General features: G+C 71.4%; 12 protein-coding genes. 5 read left to right on the forward strand and 7 right to left on the reverse strand.

Features of this window, described 5'->3' with window-relative positions; translation table 11 throughout:
* Window positions 1-62: 62 nt before the first annotated feature.
* The 7 genes from Acor_RS03575 to Acor_RS03605 all read right to left on the reverse strand — a co-directional run bounded on the left by Acor_RS03575 (window position 63) and on the right by Acor_RS03605 (window position 8,506).
* Window positions 63-914, reverse strand: coding sequence for a helix-turn-helix domain-containing protein (locus Acor_RS03575; RefSeq protein ID WP_155335068.1), 852 nt, complete (start codon window positions 912-914; stop codon window positions 63-65).
* Window positions 915-994: 80 nt separating this feature from the next.
* A complete protein-coding gene (locus Acor_RS03580; RefSeq protein WP_155335069.1) occupies window positions 995-1,201 on the reverse strand; it encodes a hypothetical protein in 207 nt (68 codons plus the stop codon).
* A gap of 110 nt (window positions 1,202-1,311) precedes the next feature.
* Entirely contained in the window at window positions 1,312-2,076 is a 765-nt protein-coding gene (locus Acor_RS03585) for an enoyl-CoA hydratase family protein (RefSeq protein ID WP_155335070.1), read from the reverse strand.
* Window positions 2,077-2,079: 3 nt separating this feature from the next.
* A complete protein-coding gene (locus Acor_RS03590; RefSeq protein ID WP_155335071.1) occupies window positions 2,080-3,984 on the reverse strand; it encodes an acetyl/propionyl/methylcrotonyl-CoA carboxylase subunit alpha in 1,905 nt (634 codons plus the stop codon).
* Window positions 3,985-3,989: 5 nt separating this feature from the next.
* Entirely contained in the window at window positions 3,990-5,585 is a 1,596-nt protein-coding gene (locus tag Acor_RS03595; RefSeq protein ID WP_170316777.1) for an acyl-CoA carboxylase subunit beta, read from the reverse strand.
* A 43-nt stretch (window positions 5,586-5,628) separates the two neighbouring features.
* Window positions 5,629-7,110, reverse strand: a complete 1,482-nt coding sequence (locus tag Acor_RS03600; protein WP_155335072.1) for a serine/threonine-protein kinase — start codon at window positions 7,108-7,110, stop codon at window positions 5,629-5,631.
* Window positions 7,111-7,153: 43 nt separating this feature from the next.
* Window positions 7,154-8,506: an FAD-binding oxidoreductase gene (locus tag Acor_RS03605; RefSeq protein WP_246238399.1), complete on the reverse strand. Its 1,353-nt coding sequence runs from the start codon at window positions 8,504-8,506 to the stop codon at window positions 7,154-7,156.
* Between the two features lie 122 nt (window positions 8,507-8,628).
* Here Acor_RS03605 and Acor_RS03610 point away from each other — a divergent pair, with 122 nt between their 5' ends.
* Genes Acor_RS03610 through frdD form a run of 5 tightly spaced genes read left to right on the forward strand, consistent with a single transcriptional unit; the run spans window position 8,629 to window position 12,007 of the window.
* Window positions 8,629-8,862: a hypothetical protein gene (locus Acor_RS03610; protein WP_155335073.1), complete on the forward strand. Its 234-nt coding sequence runs from the start codon at window positions 8,629-8,631 to the stop codon at window positions 8,860-8,862.
* Window positions 8,852-10,597, forward strand: a complete 1,746-nt coding sequence (gene frdA, locus Acor_RS03615) for a fumarate reductase (quinol) flavoprotein subunit (RefSeq protein WP_155335074.1) — start codon at window positions 8,852-8,854, stop codon at window positions 10,595-10,597. The genes Acor_RS03610 and frdA overlap by 11 nt, the downstream gene beginning before the upstream one ends.
* Complete coding sequence (gene sdhB / locus Acor_RS03620) at window positions 10,594-11,304, forward strand: succinate dehydrogenase iron-sulfur subunit (RefSeq protein ID WP_155335075.1); 711 nt, start codon at window positions 10,594-10,596, stop codon at window positions 11,302-11,304. The genes frdA and sdhB overlap by 4 nt, the downstream gene beginning before the upstream one ends.
* A complete protein-coding gene (locus tag Acor_RS03625; protein ID WP_155335076.1) occupies window positions 11,301-11,669 on the forward strand; it encodes a succinate dehydrogenase/fumarate reductase transmembrane subunit in 369 nt (122 codons plus the stop codon). Before sdhB ends, Acor_RS03625 begins: the two co-directional genes overlap by 4 nt.
* Window positions 11,666-12,007, forward strand: a complete 342-nt coding sequence (frdD, locus tag Acor_RS03630; protein WP_218034112.1) for a fumarate reductase subunit FrdD — start codon at window positions 11,666-11,668, stop codon at window positions 12,005-12,007. Before Acor_RS03625 ends, frdD begins: the two co-directional genes overlap by 4 nt.
* The last annotated feature ends 74 nt before the right edge of the window (window positions 12,008-12,081 follow it).

The following is a 12,081-nucleotide window of genomic DNA, read 5'->3' on the forward strand; positions in this document are numbered from 1 at the left end:
CACCTCCCGGTAAGGGAAAAGGATTGCACGGCTGACTTCTGCTGAGCAAGCAATTGTGGGCGTTAATCCACCGATTGTTTCGCGTACTCGTCGGCGGCCTTGACCAGAATCGACCGGGCGTCCTCCCGGAAGGCGGCGATCTCCACGAACTCCTCGAAGGCGCGGGCGTAAAAGGCGATGTCATCGGGGTCGCGGAAGAGAATGTCCTTGGTCCGGGTGGGCACTCCCACCAGCGCGTCGTTGTAGATCCAGAAGGCGTTGAGCAGCGCCGAGGGCAGCGGCGCGGTGAACGGCAGGATGCCGAACTCGACGTTGGGCAGGGTGGTCACGGCGAGTAACCGGTCGATCTGGCCGCGCATCACGTCCACCGGGGCCAGCCGGTAGTAGAGCACCGACTCCGGCACGATGAAGCGGAACGTGCGGGTGGGGTCGTAGAGGATCTCCTGGCGCTGCATCCTGACCCGGATCGCCGCGTCCACGTCGTCGGTGGCGTCGTAGAGGCGGCGGACTTTGGTGAAGATGTGGCGGGCGTACTCGGCGGTCTGGAGGAGGCCGACGACCACCCCCAGCTCGAATGCCCGAAACAGGCGGGTTCGTGACTCAAGGTCACGAATGTCCTCCTGGAGTGCGGCGAGTCCGCTCTTGTGCCGCCCCCGCCAGGAGTCCTGCCGCTCCAGCAGGCCGACCGCCTGCTGGATCAGGCCGTCCATCACGGCCGGTTCCGCCGCCACCGCCTGCGCCCAGACCACCACGTCGTCCTCGGTGGCGGTCTGCCGGGCGTTTTCGATCCTGGACACCTTGGACGGCTGCCAGTTCAGCCGCTCCGCGAGGTCCTTGCCCGACAGGTGCGCGCTTTCGCGCAATTGCCGAAGCTGCAAGCCGAGATCGATCCGCGCCTGCTGGAAACCGCTCACCAATAACCTCCGGCCTTAGTGCGCTCAAAGGTAGACGGGTGACCGCCGCTCAGACCATAGGGAACTCCCTAACGGTCCGATCAACTCAGCACCTTCCTGGCGATCTCCACCAGCAGTTCTCTCGGGACTTCCACGGCGGTCTCCCCGTCGAGCACATGGAGCAGATCGGCGCGCGCCTCCCCGTCCACCAGCTCAAGTCCCTGGACGACGATGGTGCCGCGGTCGGTTTCGTACAGTGACGGGCAGGCGCCCGCCTCGGAGGTCGAGCCAAGAAATCGGAGTCGCATGACGACGTCCTTCCCCGAACAATTGCCGCAATTGCGGGCAATTGTAGGGCGGCTCATGTTTCGCCGGTATGTCATTCATAGAACTCATAGCATCTCAAACCGGGCAAAACTTACTGCACGGCCCACGCCGGGGGTCGTTTCTGCAGGAACGCGCTCATGCCCTCGCGGGCCTCGTCGGAGGAGAACAGCCGGGCGGACCTGGCGGCCATCTCGGCGCCGCGCTCGGCCAGCTCCCGCCTGACCTGCTCGGTCACCAGGCGCTTGGATTCGGCCAGCCCCTGCGGGGAGCCCGCGCGCAGGCCCGCCAGCACGGTCTCCACGGCCGCGTCCAGACCGGCGGCGGGCACCGCCCGGGTGAGCAGGCCGATCCGCTCCGCCTCGGGACCGCCGAACGTCTCCCCGGTGATGAAGTAGCGCCCGGCCGCGCGCGGGTCCAGCCGGGGCAGCAGGGTGAGGGAGATCATCGCCGGGCTCAGGCCGAGCCTGGCCTCGGTGAAGGCGTAGTCGCCCCGCTCGTCGGCGAGCACGATGTCGCACGCGCCCAGCAGGCCGAGCCCGCCCGCGCGGGCCTTGCCCGTCACCTTCGCCACCACCGGCTTGGGCAGCTCGACGATCAGGGTGAGCAGCTCGATCAGGCGGCGGCTGCCGGCGTCCATGCCCTCGGCGGCGGCCTCGCCCAGGTCCGCGCCCGCGCAGAAGACCGGCCCGGTGTGGGTGAGCAGCACCGCCCGGACGTCCTCGTCGGCGGTGGCGGCCTCCAGGTGGCCGGAGAGCTCCTCGATCAGCCGCTGGGACAGGGCGTTGCGGTTGCGCGGCGAGTCGAGCGTGACGGTCGCCACCCCCCGGTCGGCCGCCAGGTGAACCACACTCTCCATCAGCTATTCGCCCTTCTGGATGACCGCGAGCACAGCCCCGCCCTCGACATGGTCGCCGACGGCCACGTTCAGCTCCGCCACGACACCCTCGGCCGGCGCCAGGATTCGATGTTCCATCTTCATGGCCTCCAGCACCACGACCGGCTGGCCTTGGCTGACCGGGTCCCCAGCCTTGACCTCCACCCGCAGGACCGTGCCCGGCATGGGCGCGGGCAGCGAGCCGGGCGCCACCTGCTCGACCGGTTCCGGCAGCCGGTCCAGCGGGGTGAGCCGGACCGAGCCGAGCGCCGAGTCGACGTAGGTCGCGCCGGGGTAGTCGGCCACGTCGAAGGCCCGGCGGACACCCCCGACATCGAGGACCACCTGGGCCGGATCGGCGCTGACCAGGGTGACGTCCGGGTAGTCCAGGCCGTCGCGGGTGAGGCGGTAGGAGACGGTCAGCTCCGCGAACGCGGCCTGCTGGGGCTGGGATGGCACGTTCCGCCAGCCGCTGGGCAGCCCGCCGAGCACCTTCGCCGCCGCCCGGTTCGCCGCCGCCCGCGCCAGCGCCGCCGCCAGCGCGGACAGCCGGACGGCCGTCTCGTCGGCCAGCGGCTCGGTCGGCGCGTGCCGGTCCAGGAACCCGGTGTCGGTCGTGCCGGCCCGGAACTCCGGGTGGCGCAGCACGTTCACCAGCAGGTCGCGGTTGGTCGCGGGCCCGTGGATCCTGGCCCCGGCCAGCGCGGTGGCCAGCCGGCGGGCGGCGGCCTCCCGGTTGGGGGCGTAGCTGATCAGCTTGGCCAGCATCGGGTCGTAGTGGGTGCCGATCTCGGAGCCGTCCCGCACCCCGGAGTCCAGGCGGAGCGCGCTCACCGTGAACTCCGACTCGACGCCCGGGATCTCGAACCGGTGCAGCGGGCCGCTGCCGGGCCGCCAGTCCTGGGCGGGATCCTCCGCGTACAGCCGGACTTCGATGGCGTGGCCGACCGGGCTGGGCGGCAGGCCGGGCAGCGCGGCCCCCTCGGCGATCTCGATCTGCAGCCGGACCAGGTCCACGCCGTACACCGATTCGGTGACCGGGTGCTCGACCTGGAGGCGGGTGTTGGTCTCCAGGAAGTAGAAGCTGCCGTCGGCGAGCAGGAACTCCACCGTGCCCGCGCCCCGGTAGCCGATCGCGCGGGCCGCGTTCGTCGCCGCCTCGGCCAGCTCCCTGCGCAGCTCCGGGGTGACGGCCGGGGAGGGGGCCTCCTCGACGACCTTCTGGTGCCTGCGCTGGATCGAGCACTCGCGCTCGCCCAGCGCCCACACGGTGCCGTGGCCGTCGGCCAGGATCTGCACCTCGATGTGGCGCGCGTCCGGCAGCAGCCGCTCCACGAACACGCTGCCGTCGCCGAACGCGGCCTCGGCCTCCCGCGCGGCCGATTCGAGCGCCTCCGCCAGCCCGGCCGGGTCGGCCACGATCCGCATGCCGCGCCCGCCGCCCCCGGCCGACGCCTTGACCAGGAAAGGCCCGGCGTCGTCCTCGGACAGAGTGGGCAGCACGGGCACGCCGGCCTCGGCCATCAGCGCCTTGGCCTCGATCTTGGACCCCATCGCCTCGATCGCCTCAGGCGGCGGGCCGATCCAGGTCAGCCCCGCGTCCAGGACCGCCGTCGCGAACTCGGCGTTCTCCGACAGGAACCCATACCCCGGATGTACGGCGTCCGCCCCGGAAACCCGGGCCGCCTCGATCACCAGCCCGATGTCCAGGTACCCCTTCGGCGAACCGTCGCCGAGTCGTACCGCGTGATCGGCCTCGGCCACGTGCGGCGCGGCGGCGTCCGCCGCGGTGAACACCGCGACGGTCTCGATCCCCAGGTCCCGGCAGGTACGGAAGACCCGGCGCGCGATCTCCCCCCGGTTGGCCACCAGCAGTCTGCGCACGGTCATTCGGCTCACATCCGGAAGACGCCGAACCCGGCGGGCGCGGGCTCGGCGGCGTTGTTGATCGCGGACAGGCACAGCCCCACCACGGTACGGGTGTCGCGCGGGTCGATCACCCCGTCGTCGTAGAGGCGGCCGGACAGGAAGAACGGCATCGACTCCGCCTCGATCTGGGCCTCCACCATGGCCCGCATCGCGGCGTCGCCCTCCTCGTCGTAGACCTGGCCGCGCGCCTCGGCCGCCGCCCGCCCCACGATCGAGAGCACCCCGGCCAGCTGGACCGGGCCCATCACGGCCGACTTCGCGCTCGGCCAGGCGAACAGGAAGCGGGGATCGTAGGCCCGCCCGCACATGCCGTAGTTGCCCGCGCCGTAGGAGGCCCCCATCACCACGGTGAGGTGCGGGACGGTCGAGTTGGCCACCGCGTTGATCATCATCGAGCCGTGCTTGATGATGCCGGAGCGCTCGTACTCCTTGCCGACCATGTAGCCGGTGGTGTTCTGCAGGAACAGCAGCGGCGTCCTGGACTGGTTGGCCAGCTGGATGAACTGCGCCGCCTTCTGCGCCTCGGCGCCGAACAGCACGCCCTGCGCGTTGGCGAGCACCCCGATCGGATACCCGTGCAGATTGGCCCAGCCGGTGACCAGGCTCGCGCCGTAGAGCGGCTTGAACTCGTCGAAATCGCTGCCGTCCACGATCCGGGCGATCACCTCGCGCGGGTCGAACGGGACGCGCAGATCCTCGGGCACGATGCCGAGCAGCTCGTCCTCGTCGTGGCGGGGGGCCGTGGCGGGCTCCGGCACGCGGCCGAGCTTGCGCCAGTTGAGGCGGCGGACGATCCGGCGGCCGATGCGGAGCGCGTCGTGCTCGTCGGCGGCCAGGTAGTCGGCCAGTCCGGAGTCACGGGCGTGCATGCCCGCGCCGCCGAGCGACTCGTCGTCGGCGTCTTCGCCGGTGGCCATCTTGACCAGCGGCGGCCCGCCCAGGAACACCTTGGCACGGTCCCGCACCATGACGACGTGATCGCTCATGCCCGGAACGTACGCGCCACCGGCGGTGGAGTTGCCGAAGACCAGCGCGATGGTGGGGATCCCCGCCGCCGACAACCGGGTCAAGTCCCGGAATATCCGGCCGCCCGGGATGAAGATCTCCTTCTGGGTGGGCAGATCCGCGCCGCCGGACTCGACCAGGTTGATCAGCGGCAGCCGGTTCTCCAGGGCGATGTCCGCGGCCCGCAGCGTCTTGCGCAGCGTCCACGGATTGGACGCGCCGCCGCGCACGGTCGGGTCGTTGGCCACGATCACGCACTCGACGCCCTCGACCACGCCGAGGCCCGTCACCACGCTGGCCCCGACCGGGAAGTCGCTGCCCCACGCGGCCAGCGGGGACAGCTCCAGGAACGGCGAGTCGGGGTCGACCAGCAGCTCGATCCGCTCCCTGGCCAGCAGTTTGCCCCGGGTGCGGTGGCGGTCCACGTATTTCTGGCCGCCGCCCGCGACCGCCTTGTCCTGCTCGGCCGTGAGCTCGGCCAGTTTGGCCAGCATGGCCGCCCGGCGCGCCCCGTATTCGGCGGCGGACGTGTCCAACCGGCTGGTGAGCACGCTCACGACCCCTCCCCTCCCATTCGGCCGGCCTCCATTGTGACCGGGGTCAGCCGCCGCAGTGCGACGAGCCGCTCGTCCAGGTGGCCTGGCCGTAGCCGCCGCCCCAGATCAGGCACTTGCCGGCGGCGGGCAGCTTGATCGGGCCGGCGTGGGTGATGTGCCGCCGCCAGTCGCTCCCGTTCTGGCCGCCCTGCACCTGGAGCACCACGCCCATCCTGATCTTCTGGGGCATCACGTTCGCGGCCAGCGTCACCACGCAGGCCCGCCCGTTGGACTTGTTGACCAGCAGGTAGGTGGTCGCCTTGCCGTTCCAGCCGTGCGTGTCCACGACGGTGAAGCCCAGGCCGCAGAGGCCGCGCGGTTTGCGTGGGTTGGGCTGGGGCGGTGCCGGGGGTTCCACGGTCGGGGTCGGGCTGGGGGACGGGCTCGGCGACGGGGACGGGGAGGGCGAGGCCGGCGGATCCGTACGGATCGGCTGCTTCACCGGGATGACGCCGGGCTTGGTGGGGGCGGGCTCCTGCCGTACCGACCGGGTGGCCGACGGGCGGCGGGGGGTGGCGGACGCCTCGGGCGTCACGCTCGGAAGCGCGGCGGCGGTCGGCGCGGGGCCGGCGGACTCGGGTAAACCCGTCACGACCACGGTCGCGGCGGTCACCGCGAGCGCCGCGGTGGCCAGCGCCGCCGCCATGGCGACGGGCCTGCGGGACCGGCGGCGCTCCGGCGGGCGCAGGTCGATCAGCGGACCGCCGGTGAGATGCGCCACCACCGCCTCGGCCGCGGGACGCCGCTCCGGATCCTTGTCCAGGCAGACCTTGATCAGGTCGCGCAGCGGCCCCGACAGCTCGCCCAGCTCGGGCGGGCTGGTGAGGATGCGGTGCATCACCTGCGGGATCGAGTCGGCCCCGAACGCGGGCCGGCCCGTCGCCGCGAAGACGATCGTGACCGCCCAGGCGAACACGTCCGACGCGCCGGTGGCCACTCCGCTGCTCATCAGCTCGGGCGCGAGGTAGGACGGCGTGCCCATCGTCGTCCCGGTCCCGGTGGTCTGCGGCGAGTCCAGCGCCTTGGCCACCCCGAAGTCGATCACGACCGGGCCTTCCGGGCCCATCAGCACGTTGGCCGGTTTGAAGTCGCGGTGGGTGATCCCGGCCCGGTGGATGGCGGCCAGCGCGGTGGCCGTGCTGATCGCCAGCCGGTCCAGCGCCGCGCCCCGGCGCGGGCCCTCCTCGTCGACCAGGTCGCGCAGGGACTTGCCGGGCACGTACTCGCTCACGATGTACGGCTGGCTGCCGGCCAGGTCGGCGTGGAGGACGGGGGCGGTGCAGAACCTGGCCACCCGCTGGGCCAGCGCGACCTCGTGCAGGAACCGGGCGCGGGCCCCCTCGTCGGCGGTCAGCCGGGTGTGCAGCAGCTTGATCGCGACCTGCTCGCCGGACGGGCCAGAGCCGAGGAAGACAACCCCCTGCCCGCCCTCGCCCAGCCGCCGGACGATCGCGAACGGCCCCAGCCGCGTCGGATCGCCTTCCACCACAACCCCCGAAATATCATGACCAGTGTGGCTGAACGCTACCTTAGATGGCTTTGCCGGGGTTCATGATGTTCAGCGGGTCGAAAACGGCCTTGATCTCCCGCTGCAGATCCTGCGCCACCGGGCCCGACTCCAGCGCCAGCCAGCGCCGCTTGAGCAGGCCCACCCCGTGCTCCCCGGTCAGCGTGCCGCCCAGCCGCAGCGCGGTCCTGAACACCTCGTCGGCGGCGGCCCACACCTGCGGCGGCGGCTCGGCCAAGCCCCGGTCGAAGATGAAGACCGGATGCACGTTCCCGTCACCGGCGTGCGCGACCGTGCAGATCAGCACGTCGTGTTTGGCCCCGGCCGCCTCCACGGCCGTGATCATCTCGGGCAGCTTGGACCTGGGCACGCACACGTCCTCCACCAGGCACGCGCCCAGCCGCTCCTTGGCCTCATAGGCCAGCCGCCGCACCGCGACCAGCTCCTCGGCCTCCTGCGGCGTGGTGGACACGGCGGCGAAGGTCGCGCCGTTCGCCTCGCAGAGCTCGCCCATCCTGGCGATGGCCGCGGCCGAGTCGGCGGCGTCGGACTGGCCGATCAGCATGGCCATGGTGGCCGGCTCCAGGCCGATGTGCTTCCAGTCGTCGATGGCCTTCAGGGTGGCCCGGTCGATGAGCTCCAGCATGGACGGCTGGCAGCCGGCCGCGATGATCGCGGACACCGCGGCGGCGGCGTCCCGGAAGGTGGCGAACTCGGCGGCGAGGGTGGCGGGCGGTTCGGCGGGGGCGCGGCGCAGCCGCAGGGTGGCCTCGGTGATCACGCCCAGGGTGCCCTCGGAGCCGACGAACAGGCCGGTCAGGTCGTAGCCGGTGACGCCCTTCATGGTGCGGCGGCCGGTGTTCAGGATCCGCCCGTCGGCGAGCACGACCTCCAGGCCGAGGGTGGAGTCCCGGGTGACGCCGTATTTGACGCAGCGCAGGCCGCCCGCGTTGGTGGCCAGGTTGCCGCCGATGGTGGAAATTTCATAGGAGGACGGGTCAGGGGCGTACATCAAGCCATGGGCGCGGGCGGCCCGATCCAGGTCCGCGGTGATCACGCCCGGCTGCACGACCGCGATCTCGTCGGCCGGGGAGAGCTCGGTGATGGCGGTCATCCGGTGCAGCGACAGGATCAGGCCGCCCTCGATGGCCGTCGCCGCGCCCGCCAGGCCTGAGCCCGCGCCGCGCGGCACCACCGGCACCCGGTGCGCGCTCGCCCACTTCAGCGTGGTCACGACCTCGTCCCGGGATCGCGCCAGCACCGCGCCGACGGCCTGGCCGGGGCCGAGGAACGTGCGGTCGCGGGCGTAGGAGTCGATCACGTCCGGGTCGGTGACGACCCGGCCTTCCGGCAGCGCGGCGATGAGATCTTTCACGATTCGGACCCTACGGCCGGCACCCCGCCCAGTGCGAACACCCCGAAAGGATGTTCTGGCCTTTCCGAGCGTCCATAGCGGTGCTTGTGTGGAAAGCACCCTTGATCTCGGAAGGAGGGGCGATGACCGGAACGCGTACGGCCTTCACCGATTTACTCGCACCCTGCGGACGGAAGGGTGGTGGTGAGCACTTCGTCGAAGAGGACGGCGACGGGTTGCTGATCCGGGACGACTACTTCGACTGCGGCTGCCGCCGGATCCGCCACGAGTACCACGACGGCAGCATCCACGTGCACGCCACGCGGCACGACGGGCGCCGGGCCACCGACGAGTTCGGCCCGGACCATGGCTGCTGAGGCGATCGACGTCTTGATCGTGGGTGGCGGCGCGGCCGGCCTGCGGGCCGCGATCGCGGTCGCCGAGACCTCGCCGGACGCCACCGTGGCCGTGCTGTCCAAGGTCTACCCGATGCGCAGCCACACCGTGAGCGCAGAAGGCGGCGCCGCCGCCGTGATCGGCCTGGCCGACAGCCCGGACGAGCACGCCTACGACACCGTCTCCGGCGGCGACTGGCTCTGCGACCAGGACGCCGTGGAGGCGTTCGTCCGGGAGGCCCCCCGAGAGCTGATCCGGCTCGAACACTGGGGCTGCCCGTGGAGCCGGGAACCCGACGGCCGGGTCGCGGTCCGGCCGTTCGGCGGGATGAAGCAGCTGCGCACCTGGTACGCGGCCGACAAGACCGGCTTCCACCTGCTGCACACCCTCTTCCAGACCAGCCTCAAACACCCCGGCATCCGGCGCTTCGACGAGTGGTACGCCACCCGCCTGGTCACCGACGGCGAACGGGTGCACGGCGTCACCGCCATCGACATCAGGACCGGCCGGATCGACACCATCGCCGCCCGCTCCGTCATCCTGGCCACCGGCGGCTGCGGCCAGGTCTTCCCGTTCACCACCAACGCCGCCATCAAGACCGGCGACGGCATGGCTCTGGCCTACCGGGCCGGCGCCCCGCTGAAGGACATGGAGTTCGTCCAGTACCACCCGACCGGCCTGCCGTTCACCGGCATCCTCATCACCGAGGCGGCGCGCGCGGAAGGCGGCTGGCTGATCAACAAGGACGGCTACCGCTACCTGCAGGACTACGACCTCGGCGTGCCCACCGACACGCCCCGGCTGCGCAGCATGGAACTCGGGCCCCGGGACCGGCTGTCCCAGGCGTTCGTGCACGAGATGCGGCGCGGGCGCACCGCGGAGACCCCGTACGGGCAGGTCACCTACCTGGACCTGCGCCACCTCGGGGAGGCCAGGATCAACGCGCGGATCCCGTTCGTCCGGGAGCTGTGCCTGAGCTACGAGAAGATCGACCCGGTCACCGACCTGATCCCGGTCCGCCCGGTGGTCCACTACATGATGGGCGGCGTGCACACCGGCACGGACGGCGCCACCCCCCTGCCCGGTCTGTACGCGGCGGGCGAGACGGCCTGCGTGAGCATCAACGGCGCCAACCGGCTGGGCTCCAACTCACTGCCCGAGTGCCTGGTGTTCGGGGCGCGGGCGGGGCTGGCGGCGGCGCGGTACGCCGCGACGGCCGGGCCGCCGGACGGCGCCGCGGTCCGGGCCCAGGGCGCCGACGAGCGGCGGCGGCTGGAACGGGAGCGGGACGGGCGGGACGGCGGCCGGGAGCGGGTCTCCGAGGTGCGCGAGCTGATGCGCCGCACCCTGGAGGAGGCGGCCGGCATCTACCGCGACCGCGACTCCCTGGAGAAAGCCGTCGCCACCCTGGCCGACCTGCGGGAACGCGCCGCCGTCGCGCGGCTGGAGGACCACAGCGCGGCCTTCAACACCGAGCTGCTGGCCGGGCTCGAACTCGGTTCCATGCTGGACGTGGCCGAGGCGATCGTGGCCTCCGCGCTCAACCGGGAGGAGTCGCGCGGCGCGCATCAGCGCACCGACTTCCCGGATCGCGACGACGCCGGTTTCCTGGCGCACACCCTGGCCCATCGGGGCCCCGACGGGACGCCTCGGCTCAGCCTGCTGCCCGTCACGATCACACGCTGGCCCCCGGGCGAGAGGGTCTACGGACGATGATCCTGCGAGTGAGCCGCTACCGGCCGGGCGTGGACGCCGAGCCGGTCTTCCAGGACTACGAGGTCCCCGACCGGGACGACTGGGCGATCCTGGACGCACTCAACCACATCAAGGACACCGTGGACGGCACGCTGTCGTTCCGCTGGTCCTGCCGGATGGGGATCTGCGGATCCTGCGGCATGACCGTGAACGGCGAGCCCAAGCTGACCTGCGGCACGTTCCTGACCGACTTCACCGGGCCGGTGACGGTCGAGCCGCTGCGCGGGTTCGCGGTGATCAGGGACCTCGTGGTGGACATCGATCCGTTCCTGGCGAACCTGTCGAAGGTGACGCCGTGGCTGGTCCGGGAGGGAGAGGAGCCGGCGTCGGAGTTCGCGCAGACGCCGGAGCAGCTGGAGGCGTACAAGCAGTACTCGATGTGCATCAACTGCATGCTGTGCTACTCGGCCTGCCCGGTGTACGTGCTCAACCCGGACTTCCTCGGGCCGGCCGCGATCGCGCTGGCGCAGCGCTACAACCTGGACTCGCGGGACATGGGGGACCGGTTCGACGTGCTCTCCAGCGAGGAGGGCGTGTGGGGGTGCACGTTCGTCGGCGAGTGCACCTCGGCCTGCCCGAAGCACGTGGATCCGGCCGAGGCCATCCAGCGGTACAAGCTGACCGCCGCGCTGCGCAGCGTGCTGCCGTTCTCGCGGAGGCGGTCGTGAGCTACTCGCCGCCCCGGGACCGGCTCTGGTTCCTGCGCCGCCGCGCCTACCTGGTGTTCGTGCTGCGCGAGCTGACCAGCCTGTTCGTGGCCTGGTCGGCGGTCTACCTGATCCTGCTGCTTGACGCCTTCGCGGACGGCGCGCTGCCCGCGTTCTGGGACTGGGCGGGCACGCCCTGGGTGCTCGCGCTGAACGTGGTCGCGCTGGCCGCGGTCACCTTCCACGCGGTCACCTTCCTCAACCTGGCGCCGAAGGCGACCGTGATCAGGCTGGACGGCTGGCGGGTGCCGGACTTCATGATCGTGGGCGGCAACTTCTCGGCCTGGCTGGCGGTCTCCGCGCTGATCCTTTGGGTGCTCTGGTGAGCCCGCTGCGGCGCAGGGCCGAGCCGTACCTGTGGCTGCTGTTCGGGGGCGGCGGCGTGGTGTCCGCGCTGACGCTTCCGGCGCTGGTGCTGATCCTCGGCGTGCTGGTGCCCGCCGGGGTCCTGTCAAGGCCGGACCTGACTGCGCTGTTGTCAAATGCGGTGGTCCGGCTGGCCCTGGTGGGCCTGGTCATGCTGGCACTTTTCCATGCCGCGCACCGGATCAGGTTCACCGCCGAGGAGCTGCTCGGGGTGGCCCGCTGGGACCGGTTCATCGCGCTCACCTGCTACGGCCTGGCCCTGACCGGGACCGTCGTCACCGCATCGATCTTGTTCTGACACAAAGTGTGACAAAACGGGATCGATTACGGTTTAGCAACATCCATCCCTGACTTTACCTTTCCATTACTGGT

The sequence above is a fragment of the Acrocarpospora corrugata genome, assembly GCF_009687845.1.
Taxonomy (GTDB): domain Bacteria; phylum Actinomycetota; class Actinomycetes; order Streptosporangiales; family Streptosporangiaceae; genus Acrocarpospora; species Acrocarpospora corrugata.